This window comes from Kitasatospora sp. NPDC101183 (assembly GCF_044767945.1).
Lineage (GTDB): Bacteria > Actinomycetota > Actinomycetes > Streptomycetales > Streptomycetaceae > Kitasatospora.
In genome coordinates this window covers 1-23,760 of record NZ_JBIWOW010000050.1, presented here as the reverse complement: position 1 = coordinate 23,760, position 23,760 = coordinate 1, and the positions used below count along the sequence as shown (strand labels likewise).

The following is a 23,760-nucleotide window of genomic DNA, read 5'->3' as shown; positions in this document are numbered from 1 at the left end:
GCGACGGCTGTCGGCTTTGCGCGCCCGCTTGGTCGGACGCGCACCTGGCCAGGGTATCCGGCTCCCGGCCCGGCCTGCCGACCGATTCCGTATCCTGAACGTTCGATCGCGAAGGGGGAGCGACCGCATGACGTCGGTCAAGACCGTCGGGACACGCGTCGGACGGGCCCTGGCGGCCCCGTTCAGGGCGCTGCGCGAGCGCTGGCGGCGGTGGTCGCGGTGGCGCCGGGCGCTGCTGGTGCTGGCCCTGGTGGCCGCCGTCCCCGTCGCCGCGCTGGGCTCCGTCCTCACGATGTTCCGGCTGCACTACTCGGGTGAGCCCTCCCCCGAGGCCCGCACCCGGGGCAAGGACGCGGTGTGGCTCGGCCACGCCTGGGTGGACGGCCGCAAGACGGAGGCGGACGTCCAGGCGCTGGCGCGGCAGCTGGCCGGTACCGGCATCCGGGACCTGTACGTCCACACCGGCCCGCTGGAGCACGACGGCTCGCTCCCGGCCACCGTCCACCCCCGGGCCCGCTGGTTCACGGACACCGCGCACAGGGCGCTGCCCGGCATCCGGCTCCAGGGCTGGCTGGGCGACGAGGTCAAGCCCGAGAAGGACGCCCTGGACCTCGACGACGCCCCCACCCGCGGGCGGATCACCGCCTCCGCCCGGCAGGTGCTCGACCAGGGCTTCGACGGGGTGCACTTCGACATGGAGCCGATCCGCCCCGGCACGGCCGGCTGGCTCTCGCTGCTGGACGCCGTCCGCCCGGTGACGGCGGCGCGCGGGGCGGTGCTCTCCGTCGCGGCCCCGCAGATCGACCCGGTCCCCGGGCTGCACACCGCCGCGATCTGGCTGACCGACCACGGCAAGTGGTGGGACGAGGGCTACTTCCGCGAGACGGCCCGGCGGGTCGACCAGATCGCGGTGATGAGCTACGACACCTCGATGCCCACCGAGCCGCTGTACGGCGGGTACGTGGCGCAGCAGACCGAGCTGGCCCTGGCGGCGACCCCGCCCGGGGTCGACCTGCTGATGGGCCTGCCGTTCTACTGGGCCGACGAGCCCGGCCACCACGGGGACGCCGAGACGGTGCGCGCCGCCGTCCGGGGCGTGCGCCTGGGCCTGGGCCGGGAAGACCTCTCGCGGCGCGATTTCGGGGTCGCGCTGTACGTGGACTTCGCCTCCACGCCCGAGCACTGGGCGGCGTACCGGCGGGGCTGGGTGGACGCGTCCTGACCTGACGGTCCGTCAGCTCGCGAGGTGCCGATATCCAGTGGATCACCGTGGCGGGCTCCCCCAGACTGTCTCGGTGGCCAGCCTGCTACGCGCATCAAAGCCCGTAGGCTGGGCAGGTAGGGACCGTGGAGCGAGGAGTTCCACGGGCGACGAGAGGTTCGACCGTCGGCGACCGGCCGATCGGCGCCCCGGCCGGGGCGACCGCGGCAGGCCACCGACCGGAGGGAGACGCTGGGTGATCGAGCTGGAAGATGTTCCCGAGTTGATCGACCCGGTGATGGTCTGCGCCTTCGAGGGCTGGAACGACGCCGGCGACGCCGCCTCCACGGCGCTGGCGCACCTGGACGAGACCTGGGGCGGCAAGGTGTTCGCCGCGCTGGACGCGGAGGACTACTACGACTTCCAGGTCAACCGGCCGACGATCTGGCTGGACGGCGGCATCCGCCGGATCACCTGGCCCACCACGCGGCTCTCGGTGATCCGCGTGACGGAGCCGACCACGCGCGACGTGGTGCTGGTGCGCGGCATCGAGCCGAGCATGCGGTGGCGCTCGTTCTGCAACGAGCTGCTGGGCTTCGCCCACGAGCTGGGCGCGGAGCTGGTGGTGATCCTGGGCGCGCTGCTCGGCGACACCCCGCACAGCCGCCCGGTGCCGGTCAGCGCGGTCACCTCCGACCCGGAGCTGGCCCGCCGGCTGGACCTGGAGGAGAGCCGCTACGAGGGCCCGACCGGGATCGTCGGCGTGCTCCAGGAGGCCTGCACGCACGCCGGGGTGCCGGCCGTGACGCTCTGGGCGGCCGTGCCGCACTACGTCTCGCAGCCGCCGAACCCGAAGGCGACGCTGGCGCTGCTCAACAAGCTGGAGGACCTGCTCGACCTGCGCATCCCGCCGGGCGAGCTGGCCGAGGACGCCCGGGCCTGGCAGCTCGGGGTGGACCAGCTGGCCGCCGAGGACAGCGAGGTCGCCGAGTACGTCCAGCAGTTGGAGGAGGCTCAGGACACGGCGGAGCTGCCGGAGGCCTCCGGGGACGCCATCGCCCGGGAGTTCGAGCGCTACCTGCGGCGGCGGGAGAACGTCGGGCCGACCGGCGAGAAGCCGGTGTCCGGGCACGCCACCGCGGCGGAGCGGCCGGCCGAGCCGGAGGCTCCGGGCGGCGCGGGCCGGGAGAGCCAGGACGAGGACGAGTAGCGGTGCGGATCGACGCCGAAGGGGCGCCGGGACCGATGGTCCCGGCGCCCCTTCGGCGTCGTGTCGTGCCGTGCTGTCAGAGCGCGACGCCCAGCAGGGCGTCCACGGTGCGGCTGACCAGGCCGGGGGCGCCGGTGTCGGTGCCGCCCCCGCTCTCCTGGAGGGCGGCCCAGCGGTCGACGGCGGCCAGCGCGGCGGGCGCGTCCAGGTCGGCGGCGAGCGCGGCGCGGACCTCGGTGAGCAGCTGCTCGGCCGAGGGGCCGTCCGGGCGGGAGACGGCGGCGCGCCAGCGGGCGAGGCGCTCGACGGCCTCGTCCAGGACGTCCTTGGTCCACTCCCAGTCCGCACGGTAGTGGTGCGCGAGCAGGGCCAGGCGGATCGCCGCCGGGTCGACGCCCTCGCGGCGCAGGGCGGAGACGAAGACCAGGTTGCCGCGGGACTTGGACATCTTCTTGCCGTCCAGGGCGACCATGCCGGCGTGCACGTACGCCTGGGCGTACGGGTGGGCGCCGGTGGCCACCTGGGCGTGCGCGGCGCCCATCTCGTGGTGCGGGAAGGAGAGGTCGCTGCCGCCGCCCTGGATGTCGAAGGACATGCCGAGGTACTTCAGCGCGATGGCGACGCACTCGATGTGCCAGCCGGGGCGGCCGTGGCCGAGCTCGGTGTCCCAGGCGGGCTCGCCGGGGCGGGCGGACAGCCAGAGCAGGGCGTCCAGCGGGTTGCGCTTGCCCGGGCGGTCCGGGTCCCCGCCGCGCTCGGCGAAGACGGGGCGCATGGCCTCGCGGGTGAGACCGGAGACCTCGCCGAAGTGCGGGTCGGAGTCGACGGAGAAGTAGATGTCCTCGTCGACCTTGTAGGCGGCGCCGGAGGCGAGCAGCTTCTGGACGATCGGGACGATCCACGGGATGGACTCGACGGCGCCGATGTAGTGGGCCGGCGGCAGCATCCGCAGCGCGGTCATGTCCTCGCGGAACAGGGCCGTCTCGCGCTCGGCCAGGGCCGTCCAGTCCACGCCGGTCTCGACCGCGCGGACGAGCAGCGGGTCGTCGACGTCGGTGACGTTCTGGATGTACAGGACGTCGTGACCGGCGTCCTTCCACACCCGCTGCACCAGGTCGAAGGTGTTGTAGGTGGCGGCGTGGCCCATGTGGGTCGCGTCGTAGGGGGTGATGCCGCAGACGTAGATCCGGGCGGTGCCGTCCTGCGGCACGACCTCGCGGACCGTGCCCGCTGCGGTGTCGAAGATGTGGAGGGGGAGCCCCTGACCAGGCAGGGCGGGAACCTCGGAGGCGGGCCAGGCATGCATGGGATCGACTTTAACCTTGAGAACATTTGAAAGCCTAACCAGTAACGAAGATCGACTGGATTCGCTTCCTGTCGTTGCCTGACCGCTTTGCGACTGGTAAAGCGCGCTCCGGGGGACTCTCCGGGACACGCTCCGGAACAGGGATGAGCGCCCGGCCGGCCCTGCCGCCGACCGGGCGCCCGGCTGCCCCGGGCTGCGGGTGGAGCCGCTACACCCGCTGCCAGAGGGCAGGTACGTTCGGCGGCTCCCAGCCGACCAGGGCGGTGTGCGCCTGGATGCAGACGTAGGAGCTGCCGGAGTAGGTGACGCGGTCGCCCGCGTTGTACGACCGGCCGGCCGTCCAGCTGCCGCTGGGCGGGGTGGTGGTGGGCTGGCCCGTGGGCGTCCCGGTGGGGGTGCCGGTGGACGTCCCGGTCGGGGTGGGGGTGCCCGGGGTCTGCGGCACGTCCAGGACGAAGTCGAAGCTCGCGTCCTTGCCCGGGCCGTTCTGCCGGATCGTCATCAGCAGCCGCGCGTCGTAGATGGTGTCCGTGTTGTTGCGCGGCTCGTTCGGGAAGTACAGCTGGGTCGTGAGGATCGGGCGCCCGGGGGCCTGGACCTTCACGTGGATGTGCCGGGTGCGGCCGGGGTAGAGGCCCGGGACGATGGTGTCCAGCCGGTAGGCGCCGTTGGCGTCGGTGAACTGGTGACCGCGGAAGGTGTAGCCGCTGTTGTCGTAGTTCCCGTTGTCGTCGGCCTGCCAGAAGTCCAGCAGCACGCCGGAGATGGGCAGGCAGGCGCGGCCGAAGACGTACCCGCTGACGGACAGCCGGGTGCCGGGGCCGTCGTTGACCATGGAGCTGCGCAGCGGCGAGTTCGGCTTGAAGTACGGGCCCTCGATCTGCTCGACCGTCGGGTCGTCGTTGTCGTGGCACTGCGGGGTGAACCCGGGCGCCTGACCGGTGCCGACCTGCTCACGGGCCAGCGCCACTCCGCCGCCGATCAGCAGCGGGGCGGCCCCGATCATGGCGGCGGCCTTGAGGACGGTCTTGCGGCTGATCATGCCGTCGGACGGGGGCATGGCGCCTCCATTCCTGCGTGTTGGGGGGTGGGGGCGGCCCTTGCCATGGTGGGGGCATGACAAGGACCGGACCGGCCGCCCGTCCCCGTGCGCTGGAAGGACCGCCGGTGGCCAGTAGAGAACCTACGGGCCGTCCGGCGAGGCCGCGATGGACATGATCCGGGGATCGTGGTGATTTCCGTCGACCCTCGCGCGGAACTCCCCCGGGGTCATCCCGGTCTCCCGGCGGAAGAAGCGGCAGAAGTAGGCCGGATCGGCGAAGCCCGACTCCCGGGCCACTTGACGGATCGTCAGGTCGGTACAGGCCAGCAGCCGTTTCGCCTCCAGGGTCTGCTGGCGGCGGATCAGCCCGCCGGGGGTGCGGCCGGTGGCCTGCTTCACCAGGCTCTGCAAGTGGCCCGGGGAGACGCCGAGTTCCTGCGCGGTGGAGGCCACCGAGTGCCGCACTCCGCCCGGTCTGGCGATCAACTGGGTGAAGGCGGCCGCCAGTTCGGCCGGGCGGCTGGCCACCGCCGGCTGGTCGTCGGGGGTGCGGGCGCGCATCGCCCGGACGATCAGGATGTGCAGGCTGGCCCGCAGCACCCCCTGGTAGCCGGGCGCCCTCGTGCGGTACTCGTGCTCCATGTCGGCGAGCAACGAGCCCACGGCCTCGGCGTGTTCGCCCAGGGCCACCGCCGGGCGGGCGGCCAGGGCGCGCAGCGCGGCGAGGTCCTGCGGGTTGCCGAGCAGGAAGTCCTCGTTGAACAGCACCACGCGGCCGGTGAGTTCGTCCGACTCCGACCAGTAGTGCACCTGGCCGGGGGTGATGACACACAACTGCGGTGGCGCCAGGCGCCGGTGGACGAGGTCCAGCACGTGGGCGCCGCGCCCGCCGGTGACGTGCACGATCTCGTAGAAGGAGTGGCGGTGCGGGAAGCCCGCGCGGGAGAGCGGGCCGATCGCGTCGAAACTGCCGATGGCGAAGGGGAGCAGATGGGGCAGCGGGACCTGGAGCCGGTGCATCGGCAGGTCCGGTGCGGTTCGGGGGGTGGGGGTGGTCCGTCGCACGTCCATCGGAGCAGTGTGCGACCGATCCCGTGACAGGTCCAGACCATAGGGCAGGGACCGGCCCCGGGAACGCGATCAGACCGGCGGCCAGGGGATCGCCGGCCAGTCCCGGGAGGGCAGCGGGTGGCGGCCTGAGTCGCGCAGGTCGGCCACCCGGGCGCGGGTGGCGTCCAGTTCATCGGCCGTCAGGTGCGGGGCCAGGCGCTCGGCGAGGCGCCCGTCGAGCTCCTCGGCCAGGCGGGCCAGCACCACCAGCGCCTCCTCGGGCAGCGGGTCGCCCGCCCAACCCCACAGCAGGGTGCGCAACTTGCCCTCGGTGTTGAAGGTGACGCCGTGGTCGATGCCGTACACCCGGCCGTCCGCCGCGGGGATCAGGTGCCCGCCCTTGCGGTCGCCGTTGTTGAGCACCGCGTCCAGCACGGCCAGCCGGCGCAGCCGGGCGTCGTCGTGGTGCACCAGCAGCGCGGTGCGCCCGCCCTCCACCTCGGCGTGGACGATCGGCAGCCAGCCCTCCTCCGGGCCGCGCGGGTCCTGGAGGGCGAGCAGCGGATCGGCCTGCGGATCGGGCTCCACCCACAGCTGCACCATGCCCGGGCCGTGCGGGCCCCCGCGCAGGACGGTCGGCGGGATCAGCGCCCAGCCCGTCGCCGCGGACACCTCGTACGAGGCGACCTCGCGGCCCGCCAGGGTGCCGTCCGGGAAGTCCCACAGCGGGCGCTCGCCGGCCACCGGCTTGTAGACGGCCTGCGCGCTGAGCGAGCCGTGCGCGACGGTGCAGTACAGCGCCGCGTTGGAGGCCTCGGTGAGCCGGCCGTGGACGGTCAGTTCGCCCTGGCGCAGCAGGGCCAGGGCGGTGGGGACGTCCGCGGCCAGGGCGGCCGCGGACGCCGGGTCCGCCTGCGGCGGGGTGTCGGTGTTCAGCGCCGGTAGCCGTTCGCGCGCGGGCACAGGTGGCCCTCCGGGTCCAGCGGCAGGTTGCAGAACGGGCAGGGCTTGCGCCCGGCCGCGACGAGGTCCAGCGCGCGCTTGGCGAACACCCGGGCCATCGCGCCGGAGAGCCGCACCCGCAGCATGTCCGGGCCGCTGTCGTCGTCCTGGAAGACCGCCTCGGTCTCGTCCTCTTCCTCGTCCTCCTCCTCGACCAGCGCCTGCGCCTCGACCACCAGGCAGCTCTCGGCGCTGTCCCAGGCCAGGGCCATGGTGCCGACGCGGAACTCCTGCTCCAGCGGCAGGTCGAGGGGGGCGGTGTCGAGCAGGTCGTTCGGCGCGGTGGCCGGGATGGCGGTGTCCCCGCCGCTGCGCCGCAGCGCCTCGTCCAGGACCTCCTCGATCCTCTCCGCGAGCGCGGCCACCTGTGTCTTCTCCAGCAGCACGCTGGTGATCCGCCCCCGGGCGCTGGCCTGGAGGTAGAACGCCCGCGCGCCGGGCTGGCCGACGGTGCCGGCCACGAACCGTTCGGGCTGGTCGTAGAAGAAGACCTGACGGGGCACGCTCTCGCTCCGGATCGTGTTCGGTCGTGGCGATCCTGGGGATCACCGGGGTCGTGGCGACGTCTCGTGTCGGGCGCGCCCGCGCGGCCGCCCCCTGGGGGGCGCGCACCGCCGGAAGTGCCCGTCACTCACCCTACGACCTCCGGGCCTTCGCCGGGGACCCGAACAGCCCTGGCACGGCCCGGCTCAGGCCGTGCCACCGACCACGGCGTCGCCGGCCGGAGTGGCCGGGGCGGCGTGGGGCCGGGGCGCCAGGGAGGAGAGGTCCCCGGTGTCCCCCATCCTCAGGACGAAGGGCCGCTGCGGGGTGTAGCGGATCGCGGTGACGGAGCAGGGCTCGACGCTGATCCGCTGGAAGTGGTCCAGGTGCAGGCCGAGCGCGTCCGCCACCACGGCCTTGATCACGTCCCCGTGGGAGCAGGCGATCCAGACCGCGTCCTCGCCGTGCTCGGCGGCGACCTCGGCGTTCCACTCGCGCACCGCGTTCACCGTGCGGTGGCTCAGCTCGCGCAGCGACTCCCCGCCGGGGAAGACGGCGGCGGCCGCGTGGTCCTGGACGGTGCGCCACAGCGGCTCCTTGGCGAGCTCGGCCAGCGGCCGACCCGTCCACTCGCCGTAGTGGCACTCCCCCAGCCGCTCGTCCGCGGCCGGCCGGCCCAGCTCGGGCCGGGCGGCGACCAGCGGGTCCAGGGTCTGCCGGCAGCGCTCCAGCGGGCTGCTCACCGCCTTGACCAGCGGGACCCCGGCCAGCCGCTCGGCCAGCGCGGCGGCCTGGGCCCGCCCGGTGTCGTCCAGGTCCACCCCGGGCGTCCAACCGGCCAGGATCCCGGCGGTGTTGGCGGTCGAGCGGCCGTGACGGACGAGCAGCAAGGTGGGCATGGGGATCAGCCTACGGCCCCGGGTGATCCCTACGCGAGGTCCGCAGGTCCCTACGCGAGGCCCGCGCGCTCCAGCGCCTCGACACCCGTGCGCAGCGCCTGGACGCGCTCCTCCAGGGTGAAGCCGGACGGGGCGAGCGTCAGGGTGGTGACGCCCGCGTCGGCGTAGGCCTGCATGCGGTCGGCGATGCGGGCGGTGTCGCCGATCAGCGAGGTGGCGTCGATCAGGTCGTGCGGGACGGCGGCCGCGGCGCCCGCGTAGTCCTTCGCGAGGTACTTCTCCTGGATCTCGTCGGCGGCCCGCTCGTAGCCCATGCGCCGGGTGAGCTGGTTGTAGAAGTTCTTCTCCTTGCTGCCCATGCCGCCGATGTACAGCGCCGCGTAGGAGCGCAGCCCGTCGACGGCCGCCTCGACGTCCTCGCCGACGGCGATGTTCACGGTGGGGCAGAGGTCGAAGCCGTCCAGCGTCCTCCCCGCCTTGGCGCGGCCGGCCGTCAGGGCGTCGAGGGAGAGCGAGGCGTGCTCGGGCGAGAAGAAGATGCCGAGCCAGCCGTCCGCGATCTCGCCGGTGAGCTCCAGGTTCTTCGGGCCGATCGCGGCGATGTACAGCGGGATGTGCTCGCGCACCGGGTGCACCGTCAGCTTGATCGGCTTGCCGGGGCCGCCGGGCAGCGGGAGCGTCCAGTTGGCGCCCTCGTGGACGAGGCGCTCGCGGGACATGGCCTTGCGGATGATCTCCACGTACTCGCGGGTGCGGGCCAGCGGCTTGTCGAAGCGCACGCCGTACCAGCCCTCGGAGACCTGCGGGCCGGAGACGCCGAGGCCGAGGCGGAAGCGGCCGCCGGAGAGGGTGTCCAGGGTCGCGGCGGTCATCGCGGTCATGGCCGGGGTGCGGGCGGGGATCTGAAAGATGGCGGAGCCGACGTCGATCCGCTCGGTCTTCGCGGCGACGAAGCTGAGCACCGTCGCGGCGTCCGAGCCGTAGGCCTCCGCCGCCCAGCAGACCGAGTAGCCGAGGCGGTCCGCCTCCTGGGCCACGGCGATGTTGTCGGCGTCCATGCCGAGTCCCCAGTAGCCGAGGTTGATACCGAGTCGCATCTGCCGCACCTTCCAGTCAGGGGTTGCCCGCGAGCGTAGCCCCGCCCGCCGCGGCGATGCTACCGACGAGTAGGCGTGGCGTGGGTCACAGGGGCGCCTTGCGCGTCCCGCGCGTCCTGCGGGTCTCCGCCCCTGCCCGGGCACCGGCCGCTACGCTCAGCCGACGTGGGGAGCGCTCTCCCCACCTGCGCGTTTACAGGGCTACCGGGGGGCTCCCCGGCCGGCCACCGGTCAGTGGAGGGCCCGTCCGATGGAACAGCGTCACCTCGGCCGCACCGGTCTGCAGGTCTCCCGGCTCGGCCTCGGCACCATGACCTGGGGCCGCGACACCGACGAGCACCAGGCCGCCGAGCAGCTCAAGGAGTTCGTCGACGCCGGCGGCAACCTCGTGGACACCGCCGACGTGTACGCGGACGGCGGCGCCGAGTACCTGATCTCCCGCCTCACCGACAGCCTGATCCCCCGCTCCGAACTCGTCATCGCCACCAAGGCCGGCAGCGTCCCCGAAGCCGCCCGCCGCTTCGACGGCTCGCGCGGCCACCTCCTCGCCGCCCTGGACGCCTCCCTGCACCGGCTCGGCACGGACTACGTCGACCTGTGGCAGGTGCACGCCTTCGACCCGGCGACCCCGGTCGAGGAGACGCTCAGCGCCCTCGACATCGCCGTCACCTCCGGCCGCGCCCGCTACGTCGGCGTCTGCGACTTCAGCGGCTGGCAGCTCGCCAGGGCCGCCACCTGGCAGCGCGCCCACCACGGGCGGGTGCCGCTGGCCGGGGCGCAGCTGGAGTACTCCCTGGTGCAGCGCGGCATCGAGCGCGAGGCGCTGCCCGCCGCCCTGGACGCGGGAGTCGGTCTGCTGGCCGGCTCGCCGCTCGGGCGCGGGGTGCTGACCGGCAAGTACCGCCACGGCGTCCCGCAGGACTCGCGCGGCGCCTCCCCCTACCTGGCCGGGTTCGTGCAGCCCTACCTCGGGGAGCGCTCGCGGCGGATCGTCGACGCCGTCGCCACCGCCGCGGACGGGCTGGCGAGCAGCCCCCTGGCCGTCGCCCTCGCCTGGGTCCGGGACCGCCCCGGCGTGGCGAGCGCCCTGGTCGGGGCCCGTACGGTGACGCAGCTGCAGGCGGTGTTGTCGGTGGAGGCGCTTACGCTTCCGGATGAGATCCGCGGCGCGCTGGACGACATCTCGTCCCCGGTGCACCGCTACCCGGACCAGGGCTGGAGTGAGCTCTAAGCCCCGGTGGAGCAGAACGTGCAGTGGAGTGACCCTTGGAGCGGACGACGATGACTGAGACGGGCGGCGGCGCACCCGAGGGGGCCGAGAAGGCGGCGAAGTTCGCGGCGCTCGCCGAGCAGATCCGGGGGATGGCGCCGTTCAAGACGCCGGGCACGCCCCCACCGGTCGAGCTCCCGGAGCCTGCGGCCCCCTCCGACGAGGCGGACCAGCAGGAGGAGACGCCCGGCGAGACGCCGGAGGCCGTCGAACCCGCGCCCGCCCCGGCCGTCCCGCGCCCCGCCGCGCCCGCACGGGCCAGGGCCGCCGCCCCCGCCCCGGTGGACGCCGACGCGCTCCGGGCCGCCGCCGAGGTGCTGACGGCCGGCGGCGCCCCCGCCGAGCTGGCCGCGCCCGCCGTGGCCGCCCTCGGGGGCGAGGCCGCCGAGCGGCTGCGCGAGGACCCGTGGGCCGTGCTCGGCCTGCCCGGTGTCCGCCCGGACCACGCGGACGGCTTCGCCCGCGGCCTGCTCGGCGCCGAGGCCCGGCCCGAGGACCCGCGCCGCGCCCAGGCCCTGCTGCTGTGGCTGCTGGCCCAGGCCTCCGTCCGCGGGGACTCCGCCCTGGACGCCACCGAGGTCGCCGCCGAACTCGGCCGCCAGCGCGTCCCCGACCCGGTCGAGGCGATCACGGCCGCCCTGGAGGACGGTCAGGTGCTGTCCTTCCAGGAGGAGCTGACCGGCCCCGAGGGGCGCACCCCGGCGGGCGAGGACGAGGAGGAGGTGCCGACCCGCAACCTCCTCGCCCTGGAGACGCTGGCGATGGCGGAGGACGCCCTCGCCGAGAAGCTGCTCCAGCTGATGGCCGTGTACCTCCCGGGCGAGGACGAGGAGTCGGGCGCCTCCCCGGCCGACTGGGAGGCCGCCGCCGAGGCCGCGCCCTCCTCCTCCGCCAAGGCGCTGATCCGGGCCGTCTCCGACGCCGCCCTGGTGCTGCACTCGGGCGGCGAGGCCGCCCGCGCCGAACCGGCCGCCCTGCTGACCGCCGCCACCGGCCTCGGGCTGCGCGTCTGCGCCGCCGCCTGGACGGACCAGGGCCGCGACTCCTTCGCCGCGCTCACCGGACCCGACACCCCGGTCGTCACCCTCGCCGAGCTGCTGTCCGGCGCCGCCGGCCCCGGCCGCTCCGCCGACGGCACGCTGGCCCTGGACGTCCTGGTCGTCCTGGACGCACCGCTGCTGGACGTCGAACTCGCCGCCACCGTCCTGGAGTCGCTCGCGGACGGCACCCGCCTGGTGCTCAGCGGGGACCCGGGGCAGCTCTGGTCCCCCGGCCCCGGGCGCGTCTTCGCCGACCTCCTGGCCGCCAAGGCCTGCCCGGCCGTCGCCTCCCGCACCCCGGACTTCGGCCCGATCGGCGAGCTGGTCTCGGGCATCGGCATCGGCGAGCTCCAGCCCGTCGAGGCGCCGGACAAGGAGGTGGTCATCCTGACCGCCAAGGACGGCGGCGAGGCCGTCCACCGGGCGATCCAGCTGCTCACCGACTCCATCCCGCGCGCCCTCGGCATCCCCGCCGAGGAGGTCGTGCTGCTCACCCCCGGCCACGGCGGCCCGGCCGGCACCCGGGCGCTCAACGCCGCGGCCAAGGCCCGGCTCAACCCCGGCCCGGGCCGCTTCGGCGGCTTCGACCCCGGTGACCGCGTGGTCGACTCCCCCGCGCCCGGCGTCGTCCGCCCGGCCCGGGTGCTGGACGGCGACGCCACCGGCCTGCACCTGGAGTACGCGGACGGCTCGCGCCGCACCGTCCCGCCCGCCGAGGCGGGGCGGCTGCGGCACGGCTGGGCGCTGACCGTCCACCAGGCGCTGGGCCGCCGCTGGCCGGGCGCGGTCGTGGTGCTGCCGGAGGACGCCGGCCCGGCGCTCACCCGGCAGTGGGTGTACACGGCCTTCGGCCGGGGCGAGCGGCACCTGTCCGTGGTGCACGCGGCGGGCCCGGCGCTCGCCCAGGCCGTCGCCGAGCGCCCGGCGCAACCGCGCACCACCCGCCTGCGGGCCGTGCTGGCCGAGAACGCGGTCGCGGCCGACTGACCGGCCGCGGGCCGGGGGGGGGGGGGGGGCGGCCCCGCCCCCCCCCCCCCCCCCCCCCCCCCCCCCCCCCCCCCCCCCCCCCCCCCCCTCCGTACNCGGGGGGTGGCGGTGCGCCGGGCGCACCGGCCCACCCCCCGGGGGGGGGCGTGGGGGCGGGTGACGGGGGGGGGGGCGGGCGCCCGGCCCCCCCGGGGGGGGGGGGGGGCCCCGCACCCCCGGGCCCCCCCCTCCGCACGTGCGCGCGACCTCAGTCGTCGGGCTCCTCGTCGTCGTAGACCTCGCTCACGTCGAACCGGCAGATCAGCAGCCTCGGGTCCGCGTGCTCGAAGGGCTCGGGCAGCCACTCGCCCGGGTCGGTCGGCTCGGCCGCCGCGACCCAGAGCGTCGAGTCCGCCTCCTCCAGGCCGAACTCCTCGCTGCGGGCGGCGATCTCGTCCGGCTCGTACTCGCCGAACAGCACGCCGAGCGCGGTGTTGACCCCGCCTTCGCCGCCCGGGGTGAGCGAGTCGTCGAGCCGCTCCGCCTGGGCGCGCAGCCGCTCCGGATCGGCGACGTGGTAGTCGCGGCGGATCAGCACGCTGATCGCCTCGGGCTGTTCGGGGCCGTGGTAGCCACCCGGCCCCTCGTCCCCGGGGATCTCGAAGGGGGTGACCTCGTCGTAGGCCTCGTAGAGGAGTTGGTCGTAGGCGATCGCCGCCGTCGCGAGCTGCTCGTAGGCGGCGGACACAGCGGGATCATCCGCTGCGCTGGGGCTTGACACCGCTTCCAGATGACGGTCGATGGCGGCCTTGACCGCCTCGGCGGCGGCGCGTACCTCGGCAATGGTGGGCTGCGCGGCATCAGACATGGTGCAGACGCTATCTCCCCTCGGCGTCGGGACGCACAGCGGTTGTCACCTACGCCCTGGATTTCACCGCAACTTCCCCCCTGATGTCCGATCCGGACCGTTCTGTCCCCGCGCCCGGCGGGCGCGGGGGGCGCGGGGAGGGCCGTCCGGGTGCGGCTACGCGCGCCGGGATCGGGGTATCCCCTCCACGGAGGCAACAGAACTGATGCACTGTCAGACCAGGCCGGGCCGGACCGCCCTCCCCAGCACCGGAGGACGGCCGGAAATACCCGGGCCGACCGTCCGAGGCACACCGTAAGGTTGCGTGCAGCCGATCCCCAGGAGGAGCGTCTTGATCCCAGCGAAGCCGGTCCGGCAGCCGGAGTACGAGTACCAGTCCCTGCGCATGCCGCGCGGCACCACCCGCAACGCGGCGCGCCAACTGCTCACCGAGCACGCCGAGTACGGGCACTGGGAGCTCGACCGGCTGCGACTGTACCCGGACGGCAGCCGGACGGTCCGGCTCAAGCGCAGGATCATCCGGCAGGTCCGCAGCTGGTAGGCCGCCGCACCGCGCCTTCACGCACCCGAGGCCGCCCGTTCGTCGGGCGGCCTCGGGTGTTTCGCTGTTCAGGGCGTACGGCTACCGGCTCAGCGGGCGCCGGCGCGGGAGCGGCGGTAGAGCACGCCGCCGCCGAGCAGCAGGGCCAGACCGGCGGCGCCGAGCAGTTCCACGCCCCCGGCTCCGGTGGAGGCCAGCTGGCTGCCGGGCGCGGTGGCCGCGGCGGCGGTGCGGGCGGCGGCCGGGGCGGCCTGGACGGTGGCTCCGCTGCTCGCGACGGCCGGGGCGGCCGGGGTGACGCCCTCGGAGGGGCCGCCGCCCCGCGAGGTGCCGGGGGTGTCGCCGGGCGGCGGCGTGTGGCCCTCGGGGCAGTCGTCGCCCGGCGCCGGGGCGGGCGCGGGGTGGGCGACGGTGCCGCAGGAGTTGCCGAAGGCCGGGTTGGCGGCGCCGACGACGTCCACGGAGTTGCCGCAGGCGTTGACCGGGATGTGCACCGGCGCCTGGACGCTGTTGCCGGAGAGCACACCGGGCGAGCCGGCCGCCGTACCGGAGGCGGAGGAGCCCGCGGTGGTGCCCCGGTTGCCTCCGGTGCTCGATGCCCCCGTTCCCGCGCCCGGCTGCCCGGACTGGCCGCCCTGGGCGGGCTGCGGGGCCGCGTGGCGGCCGCTCGCGTTGGCACAGCGGTTGCCGAAGGCCGGGTTGAGCGCGCCGATCACGTCGACGGTGTTGCCGCAGGCGTTGACCGGCACCTCGACCGGCACCTGGACCGAGTTCCCGGAGGCGACGCCCGGCGAGCCGGCCGCGACCCCCTGCGCCTCGGCACCCGCGTAGGCGTAGCCGGCGGTCGAGGCCAGCACACTGCCGGTGGCCACGGCCGTGAGGATGCCCTTCTTGGCTACATTCCTCATGTTTTCCCCTGACATTTCGAGACGACGTGGTGACCCTGCCGCGGGCCCTGCCGGGCATATGTGCACCGGCGCCCGATCGGTTGACATGACCTGTCGGAAAGTCGGAATTTCCGTATATCCGGAAATCACCCAAGGCCTTCGACTGCACAGGAGTTAACGACGGCCAAACGGTGAGGTTGAGCCGAATGAAGCGGCTTCACCCGATCGAGGGACGTTTGCCGTCGCACGGAAGTGCGGTCCCCCCGGACGCGCGCACGGCCCCGGGCACGCGAACGCCCCCGGTCGGCGCGTCCGCCGCCCGGGGGCCGGGGTGAGTCCGCTCAACGGGCCTCAGCGGCCCGGAGGTCGACTCAGAAGTTGGCGCAGTGGTTGCCGAACGCCGGGTTCAGCACGCCGATCACGCTGATCGTGTTGCCGCACAGGTTCACCGGGATGTGCACCGGGATCTGGACCTGGTTGCCGGACACGACGCCCGGGGAACCGGCCGCGACGCCCTCGGCACCCGCGCCGCCGTGAGCGGACGCCACGCCGGCGGCGGCGATCACGAGGCCACCGGTGGCGGCGGCGACGGCGGCGATCTTCTTGACCTTCATCATTCCTCCTGTATGGACAACGCAGCCCGTTCGGCGGGCTGCACAGGGATGAACGACGCTGCGGCGAACGGGGTACGGAACATCTGTGCCGTTCACTCTCAACGGTGATGATTCGCACGCATGACCGGCGCTGAATTCCAAGAAGAATCGTTTCTGTTGATCTCTTTCAGCCCGTCCCACAATCATGCGCTCCGACAATGCGCCCGGCCCGCCCCCGACGCTTCGGGAGCGGGCCGACCGAGTCGCCTGATCAGGCAGGAGCAGCGGGGGCGCGGGAGGGCGCGGGAGGCGTCAGCAGGCGTCGATGAAGCGGTCCAGGACCCGGACGCCGAACGTGAGCCCGTCCACCGGCACGCGCTCGTCCACGCCGTGGAACATCCCGGCGAAGTCCAGCTCCGGCGGCAGCTGCAGCGGCGCGAAGCCGAAGCAGCGGATGCCGAGGTCCTGGAAGGACTTGGCGTCCGTCCCGCCCGACAGGCAGTACGGCACCGCGCGGGCGATCGGGTCCTCCGCGCGCAGGGCGGTCTGCATCGCCTCGACCAGCGCGCCGTCGAAGCCCGTCTCGATCGCCTTGTCCGAGTGCAGGCTCTCCCTCTTCACGCGCGGGCCGAGCACGCTGTCCAGCTCGGCGAGGAACTCCTCCTCGTAGCCGGGCAGGAAGCGCCCGTCCACGTGGGCGGTGGCCTGACCGGGGATCACGTTCACCTTGTAGCCGGCGCCGAGCATGGTCGGCTGGGCGGTGTTGCGGAAGGTGGTGCCGATCATCTTGGCGATGCCGCCGAGCACGCGGACGACCTCGTCCATGTCCTCCGGGTCGAGCTTGTAGCCGAGCACGTCGGACAGCTCGTCCAGGAAGGCCCGCACGCTGGGGGTGATCCGCAGCGGGAACGTGTGCCGGCCGAGCCGGGCGACGGCCTCGCACAGCTCGGTGATCGCGTTGTCGTCGTTGGCCATCGAGCCGTGCCCGGCGCGGCCCTCGACCGTCAGGCGCATCCAGTGCATGCCCTTCTCGGCCGTCTCCACCAGGTAGAACCGGGCCTGGTCGTTGACGGTGAAGGAGAAGCCGCCGACCTCGCCGATGCCCTCGGTGACGCCCTCGAACAGCTCCGGGTGCTTGTCCACCAGGAAGCGGGCGCCGTAGGTGCCCCCGGCCTCCTCGTCCGCGAGGAAGGCCAGCACGATGTCGCGCGGGGGCTTGCGGCCGGTGCGTAGCCGGTCGCGGACCACGGCGAGGGTCATCGCGTCCATGTCCTTCATGTCGACCGCGCCCCGGCCCCAGACGCAGCCGTCGGCGATCTCGCCACCGAAGGGGTCGTACGTCCAGTCCGCGGCGTTGGCCGGCACCACGTCCGTGTGGCCGTGGATCAGCAGGCCGGGGCGGGAGCGGTCCTCGCCCTCGATCCGGACCACGGTCGAGGCCCGGCCCTTGGCCGACTCGAAGATCCGCGGCTCCAGGCCGAACTCCGCGAGCTGCTCGGCCACGTACTCGGCCGCCTTGCGCTCGCCCGGGCCGGAGCCGTCACCGTAGTTGCTGGTGTCGATCCGGATCAGGTCGCGACAGATCTCGGCGACCTCCGACTCGGCCGTCACCTTCGGCGCCCCCGACTCGCTCCGCTCGCTCACGGTCACTCCTCGTCTTGGGCCCGCACCGACGCACCAGTGCGCCACCCCCGGGACCTGCACCCGGGTCGTACGAGCACGTCCGCCCATCCTCCCCCAGCCCCCGCCCCGGTTCCACCCCCTCGACCGTGGCCGAAACCCGCTGGTCACACCGCCGCCACAGTCGCCGGGGCCGGGCACCGGGAGTTCGCAGAACCGTTTTGGGAGCTCAAGCCGATCTTTGCTACAGTTACATCTGTCAGCGCGACGGACGAGAGATCGGAAGCCGCGAGGACGACACCCCGTCCGGGTGGCGGAATGGCAGACGCGCTAGCTTGAGGTGCTAGTGCCCTTTATCGGGCGTGGGGGTTCAAGTCCCCCCTCGGACACCGAAGAAGCGGGTCAGGAGATTCTCCTGGCCCGCTTTTCGTTGTGCCCCGGTACGGCGTGCCCCGGCGCGGCAGCCGGTAGGACGGCCGTGGAAAGGCGACGGGCAGGCCCAGCGGCTGCTGGACCTGCCCGGGGTGGCCGTCGGCTACTTCGCCAGCCAGGAGAGGAACGAGCTCCACAGGCCTCCGCGCTCGGCCTTGCGGGTCGAGGTCGGGACCTCCTCGCGGGCGGGCGCCTCCTGCCGGGGCTGGGACGCCGGGGCGCGGTGCACGGGCTGGACGGCGGTGAAGCGCGTGGGCAGCGCGGTCAGGGACCGGCTGAACGGGCCGGGGCGCCAGCTCAGGCTGTCCGCCGGGACGGCGAGCTCGATGTCCGGCAGCCTGTTGAGCAGGTTCTCGATCGCCGTCACGGTGATGTGGCGTGCCGTCTCCTTGGACGGGCAGGCGTGCGGACCCGCGCTGAAGGAGAGGTGCGCCCGGTTGCTGCCGGACTGCCGCGCCGCGGCGAGCGTCCGGTCGTTGTTGGCGGCCGCGATGCTGACCAGCACCAGGTCCCCGGACTGCAGCTTCGTCCCGGCGAACTCCATGTCCGTGGCGGCGTAGTGCGGCAGGAAGTTCGTCAGCGGCGGGTTGCCCCAGAGGGTGTCGTCGAGGGCCTCCGAGATCAGGCCGCCCTTGTGGGCGTACTGGTCGTGGGTGAGCAACCGGTGCATGGTGTTGCCGATCAGGTTGCGCAGCGGCTCGGAGCCCGCGCCCAGCATGACCCCCAGCTCGTAGACCAGCTCCTCGTCGGAGAGGCCGACCTCGTGCTTCATCAGCCAGGAGGCGACGTCGTCGCCCGGCTTGACCCGCTTGAGGGCCACCAGGTCGGCGCTGGCCTGGAACAGGACCTCGACCGCCTTGCCGGCGTTGACGCCGTCGAACATGCCGGAGATGCCGAACAGCACCCGGTCGCCGATGTCGGCGGGGCAGCCGAAGAGTTCCGTGAAGACGAACAGCGGCAGCTGCTTGGTGTACTCGCCGATCAGGTCGGCGGAGCCTCGCGAACTGAACTGGGCGATCAGGTAGTCGGAGATCTGCTGGGTGCGCTGCGCCACACGGCGGGAGTCGATCTTGGCCAGGCTGTCGGTGACGGCCTGGCGCAGGCGCAGGTGCTCGACGCCGTCGCTGAAGAGGCAGTTGGGACGGTAGGCCAGCAGCGGCAGGACGGGGCTGTCGGCGGGGACGCGCCCTTCCTTGAGGGCGCGCCATCGGCGGGCGTCCTTCCGGAAGGAGGACGGGTCCTGCAGCATCTGCAGCGCCGTGCCGTAGTCCGTGATCAGGGTGGCGTCGACGCCCGGGGCCAGCTCGACGGCCGTGGTGGCGCCGAACTGCCGCATGTAGTCGTAGTAGGCGTGCGGATCGGCTGCGAACTCCGGGCCGTACAGCGGTACTCGGGCGCCGGTGCCGTGGGCCGGGCACCCGGGCGGGGGCACGAGTGCGGTGGACTCAGCGTCCATTTCTGCTCCTAGTTGGCACGATCCAGCAAGTGGCGGACCAGTGTGATCAATGCGTCGGCCGAGGACTTCTCGTCCCGGGCGTCGCACGTGACGACGGGGGTGTCGTCCAGGAGGTCCAGGGCGTCGCGCAGCGCATCCTCCTCGTAGGCCGGGGTGCCGTCGAAACGGTTCACCGCGATCGCGTAGTCGAGCCCGTACTGCTCGATCAGGTCGATCACGGCGAAGGAGTCCGCGAGGCGGTCCGGGTCGACGAGCACCAGGGCTCCGAGGGCGCCGCGCGCCATGTCCTCCCACATCTGCACGAAACGCAGCTGCCCGGGCGTTCCGAACAAGTAGAGGACGACGCGGTCGCTGAGGGTCAGGCGGCCGAAGTCCATGGCGACGGTGGTGGTGGTCTTGCCCTTGACGCCCTTGAGGTCGTCGACCGACTCGCCGGCCCGGGTCATCCGCTCCTCGGTGGAGAGCGGGGTGATCTCGGAGATCGACCCGATGAACGTGGTCTTGCCCACCGCGAAGTGCCCGACCACGAGGATCTTCACCGCGGTCTGGGTCGCCCCGCCGCGAACGTAGGACCTCTCATCCAAACTTGGCCTGGAGACCATTCAGCACCTCCTCAAGGATTCGCGCGTCCACCAAAGAAGCACGCTCGACTGGCGGCCGGACGATGAGGAAACCGCCCTCGGTGAGCCCCGAGAGGAGGATCCGCACCACTCCGAGGGGCAGCCGGGTGTGCCCCGCGAGTTCGGCCACGGTGAGGTAGCCCGCCTCGCATAACTCGAGGAGGCTCTGCTCCTCGGGGGTCAGCCGGCGGGTCGGACGCTGCTGCTGCGTGTCCGAGACCGTGACCAGGGTGATGAGGGAGAGCTGCTCGTCGTCCGGCAGGCCCCGGCCCTTGGTGATGACGTACGACCGCACCAGGGGCGGGGCGTCCGGCGTCTGGTCCCCGGGGGTCGTCATTGGAACGCGCCGAGGTTCTCGCGCGGCGGCGCCATCAGCGCCTTGCCGAGCTGGCCGACGAGCTGCTGCATCCGGAAGGTGATGTCGGCCATGTCGACGTCCGGGGAGGCGGAGACGCCGAGGTAGGCGCCCTCGCCTGCGGAGATCAGGAACACCCAGCCGCCGTCGAACTCCACCAGGGTCTGGCGCCACTGGTGCTGGGAGCCGTTGCAGAAGAAGGCCAGCGAGCGGCTCAGCGACTGCACGCCGCTCATGCCGGCGGCGACCCGGTCGGCGTCGTCCTTGTCGAAGTCCTTGGTCCGGGCCATCAGCAGACCGTCCGCGGATATCAGGACGGCATGCAGGGCACCGGGAATCTCCAAGGCACTGTCAAGCATCCATGACAGATCGTTGTTCACGGGACCTCATGTCCTTCACTGCTCACAGCAGGTGTGCTGGTCGTCGTTTCCCCGCCGCCCGGGCCGGTGGCGCGGCCGGACTGGGTGCCGCGCTGGAAGGCGCCCATGATCGCGGCCGTCTCGGCGCCGGTGCGGGGGCCGGGGGCGACGCGGGTGGCGCCGGCCGGGGCCGCCGCGCCCGCGGTCGGGACGACGGACATCGGGCGCTTGCGGCGGCGCTTGGGGAGGCCGTCCGGGCCCACGCTCGTGGCGGCGGAGGCCTCGAAGCCGCCCCAGCCGGTCTCGGCGACACCGGTGACGCCGGTCGTGGCGGCCGGTTCGACGGGCTTCGCCTCCGGCATGCCGGTGAGGAGCTCGTGGGGCAGGAGCAGGACGGCGCGGACGCCGCCGTAGGGCGAGGAGGAGTCGACCGACACCTCGAAGCCGAAGCGCTCGCACAGGACGCCGACGACGGCGAAGCCGAACTGCGGCGGGTTCCCGAGCGCGGAGACGCCGTGCACCCTCTCGCTGGTCAGGAGCCTCTCGGCGCGGACGCGCTCCTCGTCGTTCATGCCGATGCCGGCGTCGTCGACGACGATGCAGATGCCCTTGGGCACCGTGCGGATGTTGATCTCCACCACGGTGTCGGGGCTGGAGTAGCTGGTGGCGTTGTCGAGGAGCTCGGCGAGGGCCAGCGCCACCGGCTCGACGGCGCGGCTGGTGATGCCGAAGTCGACCTGGGAGAGGATCTCCACCCGGCGGAAGTGGCGCACGCGGCCCTGGGCGCTGCGGACCACGTCGTAGATGGACGCGACCTCGCGCTGGCGGCCCAGCCAGCCGTCGCACAGGACGGCGATGGACTGCGCACGGCGGCCGAACTGGGAGTTCGTGTGGTCGATCTCCAGCAGGTCCTCGAGGATCAGCGAGTCGCCGTACTTGGTCTGCAGCCGGGAGAGGATCAACTGCTGTTCGGCGGCCAGGCCCTGGAGCGTGCGCATGGCCGACTTGAGGACGGTCTTCGTCTCCTCGTCGGCACGCTCGTGGGCGTCCTCCACGGACTGGGAGAAGTCGTTCTCCAGTTTCGTGTAGTGGCTTCTGAGTCCCTCGTAGTCCTGTCGCGCAGCTGTCGCCGTCCTGCGCTGTCGGACGATGACGGCGATGGCGCCGAGGAGCACGATGAGGAGAGCCCAGAGGACTGGGTTCTTTAGGGAATACGTCATAGGACTCTCTTCAGGAGACTGGCAGCCAGCTGCTGAATTACCGTCGATTCGGGGGTGGTTCGGCGGACCGTCCGGGCCGGGTTCGTCTCCCGGACCGTCCCTGCGACCATGCGTCTCGCGCCTGCCCTACCCCCCGGCAAGCGCCGTGATCATATCATCGGATGAAAAGCGTTTAAGCGGCCTGCCAAGCCCGTACAGGACCTTGACGCCGGTTCAGTTCGTCGCTCAACTACCAGGTCGCGGCGGTCGGCGGGACCCTATCCGACCAGAACATGACACCCGAGGCAAACGCCCTGCTCCCACCACTGATGTGAACGTGGTGTGCGCCCCTCGGGTTCGAACGAGGGGCGCGGGCCCGCGTCGGGCCGTGGGGTCAGTGCCGCCCGTGGGCCGGGCGGGGGGTGCCCGGCTGGTGCGGGACGGACGAGCCCAGGGCGTGCCCGGTGCGGTCGTCGGTGTGCCAGGACTGCGACTGGAAGGCGAGGAAGACCGCCGCCCAGCGGTTCTCGGCCGGCAGGTGGATCAGCAGCCCGCCGTCCTGGTAGACCCCGTCGTCCGAGGTGAACCGTCCGCTGTTGCCCTGGTTCATGTGGACGTCGTGCACGCCGTTGCCCGGCAGGAAGCCGAACACCTTGTCCGGGACGTCGGGTTCGGGCCCGAAGCGCTGACCGAGGACGTACAGCCGCGCGGAGGTGTCGGCGATCGCGCGCTGGACGTAGTGGTCGAGCAGGTCGGCCAGGTCGTTGTTCGGGCCCGGGGCGTCCGGCGGCAGGACCTGCATGGCGGACCGGTCGAACAGGTGGCCCCGGACGAAGTCGAGGCTCGCCGTGCCCGGGCGGGAGGGCAGGGCCGTCCATCCGCTCCCGGCGGGCGGGAGCAGGGAGGTGACGGGGTGGCGGAAGTCCTCGGACGCGAAGTGGAGCAGGTCCGGCGGGGACTGCTGGGAGAGGACGTTGACGGCCGCCCGGTAGTCGACGCCCTGCTCGTCGCGCAGGTGGATCTGGTAGTGCGGGGTGTCGGTGGCGCCCTCGCGGCGCCGGTCGACGGCGGTGCCGGCGAGCACCCCGTAGTCGTTGATCGGCATGGGTGGGGTTCCTCGGTCGTTCGACGACCGGGCGGCCGACGGGGCCTCCCGGTCTGGAGTGCCTCCGTTATGGCGCACCCAGCGGGTCGGCTCACGGCGAATCGACGGATGTTCACTTTCCGTCCCCCGTACGGGTTTTCGACTCACGCGGTGTTGACGGGATCGCCACGCTTCCTTTCCCCGACCCGCCCCGGGAGTCCCCCACCCACCCCGCACGCGCCGGCGTGGCGACGGTGAGGACCGCTAGTTGTTGCCGAGGGCGCTCTCGATGCCCTGGACCATCCGCCACAGCGGGGCCTTGCGGCTGGCGACCAGCACCACCACGTCGTCCTCGGGATCCTCGCCGGCGCCGGAGCCCGAGGAGGGGCGCTCGCTCCAGGCGTCGGTGACGAAGGCCATCGCCGCGTCCACCTCGGCGACCCAGTCGCTCTCCCCGCCCGAGCGCAGCCAGGTGCGCAGGGCGTGGTTGTGCGCGGCGACCACGGCGGCGGCGATGACGTCGGCGCGCAGCGGGCCGTCCGGGCGGTCGGCGTAGCGGCCGCGCAGGTAGGCGGCGAGGGTGTGCTCGTAGCGCCAGACCACCGAGAGCTCGTAGGCGCGCAGGCCGGGGACCTTGCGGGTGAGGCGGTAGCGCTGGACGGAGAAGGAGGGCTGCTCGGCGTACATCCGCAGCACGAGGCGGGCGGCGCCGCAGGCGTGCCGGACCGGGTCCTCCTCGCCGGTGCCGGAGTCGAGGAACTCCGTCATCTCGGCGAGGCTGCGCTCGTGGTCGGGGAAGACCACGTCCTCCTTGGCCGGGAAGTAGCGGAAGAAGGAGCGGCGGCCGACGCCGGCGAGGGAGACGATGTCGTCGACCGTCGTCTGCTCGAAGCCGCGTTCCAGGAACAGCTCGAAGGCCGCGGCCACCAGCGCCTCGCGCATGGCCGGCTTGGAGGGCCCCTCGTTCATGGCCTGGTCCTGCTCTTCCTTCTCGCTCATTCCCGGGAACTTAACACCGCGGCGCGGTGTCGCCCCGGTCGGCCGGGCCGCTGCGGGCGCCCGGCCGGCCGGAGGGGGTGTCACCGTTACGGCAGGTTGCGGGCCATGACGATGCGCTGGACCTGGTTGGTGCCCTCGTAGATCTGCGTGATCTTCGCGTCCCGCATCATCCGCTCCACCG

Annotated in this window: 24 protein-coding genes and 1 tRNA gene; 6 read left to right on the top strand and 19 right to left on the bottom strand. The window is 73.2% G+C overall.

Translation table 11 applies throughout. The features are described from left to right. Positions 1-127: 127 nt before the first annotated feature. Both ACIRRS_RS37435 and ACIRRS_RS37430 read left to right on the top strand, forming a co-directional pair. Positions 128-1,222, top strand: a complete 1,095-nt coding sequence (locus ACIRRS_RS37435) for a hypothetical protein (protein ID WP_402981223.1) — start codon at positions 128-130, stop codon at positions 1,220-1,222. Positions 1,223-1,457: 235 nt separating this feature from the next. Beyond that, positions 1,458-2,411, top strand: a complete 954-nt coding sequence (locus ACIRRS_RS37430) for a PAC2 family protein (RefSeq protein ID WP_402981220.1) — start codon at positions 1,458-1,460, stop codon at positions 2,409-2,411. A 76-nt stretch (positions 2,412-2,487) separates the two neighbouring features. On the opposite strand, the gene mshC is transcribed toward ACIRRS_RS37430, so the two are convergent. The 7 genes from mshC to ACIRRS_RS37395 all read right to left on the bottom strand — a co-directional run bounded on the left by mshC (position 2,488) and on the right by ACIRRS_RS37395 (position 9,290). Further along, positions 2,488-3,717 carry a cysteine--1-D-myo-inosityl 2-amino-2-deoxy-alpha-D-glucopyranoside ligase gene (gene mshC / locus ACIRRS_RS37425; protein ID WP_402981217.1) on the bottom strand — a complete coding sequence of 410 codons (1,230 nt, stop codon included), beginning with the start codon at positions 3,715-3,717 and terminating at the stop codon, positions 2,488-2,490. Positions 3,718-3,925: 208 nt separating this feature from the next. Then, positions 3,926-4,777: a carbohydrate-binding protein gene (locus ACIRRS_RS37420; protein WP_402981214.1), complete on the bottom strand. Its 852-nt coding sequence runs from the start codon at positions 4,775-4,777 to the stop codon at positions 3,926-3,928. Positions 4,778-4,900: 123 nt separating this feature from the next. Continuing rightward, positions 4,901-5,830: an AraC family transcriptional regulator gene (locus ACIRRS_RS37415; protein ID WP_402981211.1), complete on the bottom strand. Its 930-nt coding sequence runs from the start codon at positions 5,828-5,830 to the stop codon at positions 4,901-4,903. A 69-nt stretch (positions 5,831-5,899) separates the two neighbouring features. Then, entirely contained in the window at positions 5,900-6,697 is a 798-nt protein-coding gene (locus ACIRRS_RS37410; RefSeq protein WP_402981245.1) for an SCO1664 family protein, read from the bottom strand. Between the two features lie 44 nt (positions 6,698-6,741). Further along, positions 6,742-7,314: a DUF3090 domain-containing protein gene (locus ACIRRS_RS37405; RefSeq protein ID WP_402981208.1), complete on the bottom strand. Its 573-nt coding sequence runs from the start codon at positions 7,312-7,314 to the stop codon at positions 6,742-6,744. A gap of 186 nt (positions 7,315-7,500) precedes the next feature. Next, positions 7,501-8,193, bottom strand: coding sequence for a histidine phosphatase family protein (locus ACIRRS_RS37400; protein ID WP_402981205.1), 693 nt, complete (start codon positions 8,191-8,193; stop codon positions 7,501-7,503). Positions 8,194-8,243: 50 nt separating this feature from the next. Beyond that, entirely contained in the window at positions 8,244-9,290 is a 1,047-nt protein-coding gene (locus ACIRRS_RS37395; RefSeq protein ID WP_402981202.1) for an LLM class F420-dependent oxidoreductase, read from the bottom strand. A gap of 250 nt (positions 9,291-9,540) precedes the next feature. Here ACIRRS_RS37395 and ACIRRS_RS37390 point away from each other — a divergent pair, with 250 nt between their 5' ends. Next, positions 9,541-10,521 (top strand): aldo/keto reductase, encoded by a 981-nt coding sequence (locus ACIRRS_RS37390; RefSeq protein WP_402981199.1) that lies wholly within the window; start codon positions 9,541-9,543, stop codon positions 10,519-10,521. A gap of 50 nt (positions 10,522-10,571) precedes the next feature. Further along, positions 10,572-12,587, top strand: coding sequence for a helix-hairpin-helix domain-containing protein (locus ACIRRS_RS37385; protein WP_402981196.1), 2,016 nt, complete (start codon positions 10,572-10,574; stop codon positions 12,585-12,587). Between the two features lie 247 nt (positions 12,588-12,834). Here ACIRRS_RS37385 and ACIRRS_RS37380 read toward each other — a convergent pair whose 3' ends face one another. Beyond that, on the bottom strand, positions 12,835-13,434 hold the full coding sequence (locus ACIRRS_RS37380) for a hypothetical protein (protein ID WP_402981194.1): 600 nt from the start codon (positions 13,432-13,434) through the stop codon (positions 12,835-12,837). 334 nt (positions 13,435-13,768) lie between these two features. On the opposite strand from ACIRRS_RS37380, the gene ACIRRS_RS37375 reads away from it, so the two are divergent. Then, positions 13,769-13,975 (top strand): DUF5703 family protein, encoded by a 207-nt coding sequence (locus ACIRRS_RS37375; RefSeq protein WP_402981243.1) that lies wholly within the window; start codon positions 13,769-13,771, stop codon positions 13,973-13,975. Between the two features lie 89 nt (positions 13,976-14,064). Here the strand turns inward: ACIRRS_RS37375 and ACIRRS_RS37370 are convergent, their stop codons facing one another. The 3 genes from ACIRRS_RS37370 to ACIRRS_RS37360 form a co-directional block, all read right to left on the bottom strand. After that, positions 14,065-14,883 carry a chaplin gene (locus ACIRRS_RS37370; protein ID WP_402981191.1) on the bottom strand — a complete coding sequence of 273 codons (819 nt, stop codon included), beginning with the start codon at positions 14,881-14,883 and terminating at the stop codon, positions 14,065-14,067. 350 nt (positions 14,884-15,233) lie between these two features. Next, positions 15,234-15,476, bottom strand: a complete 243-nt coding sequence (locus ACIRRS_RS37365; protein WP_402981188.1) for a chaplin — start codon at positions 15,474-15,476, stop codon at positions 15,234-15,236. Positions 15,477-15,767: 291 nt separating this feature from the next. Then, entirely contained in the window at positions 15,768-17,099 is a 1,332-nt protein-coding gene (locus ACIRRS_RS37360; protein ID WP_402981185.1) for a M20/M25/M40 family metallo-hydrolase, read from the bottom strand. A gap of 280 nt (positions 17,100-17,379) precedes the next feature. On the opposite strand from ACIRRS_RS37360, the gene ACIRRS_RS37355 reads away from it, so the two are divergent. After that, positions 17,380-17,464 (top strand) — tRNA-Leu (locus ACIRRS_RS37355). A 146-nt stretch (positions 17,465-17,610) separates the two neighbouring features. Here the strand turns inward: ACIRRS_RS37355 and ACIRRS_RS37350 are convergent. The 8 genes from ACIRRS_RS37350 to ACIRRS_RS37315 all read right to left on the bottom strand — a co-directional run. Beyond that, complete coding sequence (locus ACIRRS_RS37350; protein ID WP_402981182.1) at positions 17,611-18,963, bottom strand: cytochrome P450; 1,353 nt, start codon at positions 18,961-18,963, stop codon at positions 17,611-17,613. An 8-nt stretch (positions 18,964-18,971) separates the two neighbouring features. Continuing rightward, entirely contained in the window at positions 18,972-19,565 is a 594-nt protein-coding gene (locus ACIRRS_RS37345) for a GTP-binding protein (protein ID WP_402981179.1), read from the bottom strand. Next, positions 19,540-19,920 (bottom strand): DUF742 domain-containing protein, encoded by a 381-nt coding sequence (locus ACIRRS_RS37340; protein ID WP_402981177.1) that lies wholly within the window; start codon positions 19,918-19,920, stop codon positions 19,540-19,542. Before ACIRRS_RS37340 ends, ACIRRS_RS37345 begins: the two co-directional genes overlap by 26 nt. Next, positions 19,917-20,318 carry a roadblock/LC7 domain-containing protein gene (locus tag ACIRRS_RS37335; protein ID WP_402981174.1) on the bottom strand — a complete coding sequence of 134 codons (402 nt, stop codon included), beginning with the start codon at positions 20,316-20,318 and terminating at the stop codon, positions 19,917-19,919. Before ACIRRS_RS37335 ends, ACIRRS_RS37340 begins: the two co-directional genes overlap by 4 nt. Continuing rightward, on the bottom strand, positions 20,315-21,517 hold the full coding sequence (locus ACIRRS_RS37330) for a sensor histidine kinase (RefSeq protein WP_402981171.1): 1,203 nt from the start codon (positions 21,515-21,517) through the stop codon (positions 20,315-20,317). The genes ACIRRS_RS37335 and ACIRRS_RS37330 overlap by 4 nt, the downstream gene beginning before the upstream one ends. A gap of 373 nt (positions 21,518-21,890) precedes the next feature. Further along, complete coding sequence (locus ACIRRS_RS37325; RefSeq protein WP_402981168.1) at positions 21,891-22,601, bottom strand: DUF2278 family protein; 711 nt, start codon at positions 22,599-22,601, stop codon at positions 21,891-21,893. Between the two features lie 243 nt (positions 22,602-22,844). After that, the gene (locus ACIRRS_RS37320; RefSeq protein ID WP_402981165.1) at positions 22,845-23,579 is read right to left on the bottom strand and encodes a TetR family transcriptional regulator; all 735 of its coding nucleotides are present in this window, start codon (positions 23,577-23,579) and stop codon (positions 22,845-22,847) included. 86 nt (positions 23,580-23,665) lie between these two features. Continuing rightward, a partial coding sequence (locus ACIRRS_RS37315; RefSeq protein WP_132919430.1) for an acyl-CoA dehydrogenase family protein occupies positions 23,666-23,760 on the bottom strand: 95 nt, incomplete at its 5' end.

Excerpts from the sequence above, each read along its gene's own strand:
- ACIRRS_RS37345 (WP_402981179.1), bottom strand. The coding sequence starts at position 19,565 with ATGGTCTCCAGGCCAAGTTTGGATGAGAGGTCCTACGTTCGCGGCGGG.
- ACIRRS_RS37370 (WP_402981191.1), bottom strand. The coding sequence starts at position 14,883 with ATGAGGAATGTAGCCAAGAAGGGCATCCTCACGGCCGTGGCCACCGGC.
- mshC (WP_402981217.1), bottom strand. The coding sequence starts at position 3,717 with ATGCATGCCTGGCCCGCCTCCGAGGTTCCCGCCCTGCCTGGTCAGGGG.
- ACIRRS_RS37415 (WP_402981211.1), bottom strand. The coding sequence starts at position 5,830 with ATGGACGTGCGACGGACCACCCCCACCCCCCGAACCGCACCGGACCTG.
- ACIRRS_RS37420 (WP_402981214.1), bottom strand. The coding sequence starts at position 4,777 with ATGCCCCCGTCCGACGGCATGATCAGCCGCAAGACCGTCCTCAAGGCC.
- ACIRRS_RS37325 (WP_402981168.1), bottom strand. The coding sequence starts at position 22,601 with ATGCCGATCAACGACTACGGGGTGCTCGCCGGCACCGCCGTCGACCGG.
- ACIRRS_RS37330 (WP_402981171.1), bottom strand. The coding sequence starts at position 21,517 with ATGACGTATTCCCTAAAGAACCCAGTCCTCTGGGCTCTCCTCATCGTG.
- ACIRRS_RS37435 (WP_402981223.1), top strand. The coding sequence starts at position 128 with ATGACGTCGGTCAAGACCGTCGGGACACGCGTCGGACGGGCCCTGGCG.
- ACIRRS_RS37385 (WP_402981196.1), top strand. The coding sequence starts at position 10,572 with ATGACTGAGACGGGCGGCGGCGCACCCGAGGGGGCCGAGAAGGCGGCG.
- ACIRRS_RS37350 (WP_402981182.1), bottom strand. The coding sequence starts at position 18,963 with ATGGACGCTGAGTCCACCGCACTCGTGCCCCCGCCCGGGTGCCCGGCC.
- ACIRRS_RS37380 (WP_402981194.1), bottom strand. The coding sequence starts at position 13,434 with ATGTCTGATGCCGCGCAGCCCACCATTGCCGAGGTACGCGCCGCCGCC.
- ACIRRS_RS37395 (WP_402981202.1), bottom strand. The coding sequence starts at position 9,290 with ATGCGACTCGGTATCAACCTCGGCTACTGGGGACTCGGCATGGACGCC.
- ACIRRS_RS37340 (WP_402981177.1), bottom strand. The coding sequence starts at position 19,920 with ATGACGACCCCCGGGGACCAGACGCCGGACGCCCCGCCCCTGGTGCGG.
- ACIRRS_RS37390 (WP_402981199.1), top strand. The coding sequence starts at position 9,541 with ATGGAACAGCGTCACCTCGGCCGCACCGGTCTGCAGGTCTCCCGGCTC.
- ACIRRS_RS37400 (WP_402981205.1), bottom strand. The coding sequence starts at position 8,193 with ATGCCCACCTTGCTGCTCGTCCGTCACGGCCGCTCGACCGCCAACACC.
- ACIRRS_RS37320 (WP_402981165.1), bottom strand. The coding sequence starts at position 23,579 with ATGAGCGAGAAGGAAGAGCAGGACCAGGCCATGAACGAGGGGCCCTCC.
- ACIRRS_RS37365 (WP_402981188.1), bottom strand. The coding sequence starts at position 15,476 with ATGAAGGTCAAGAAGATCGCCGCCGTCGCCGCCGCCACCGGTGGCCTC.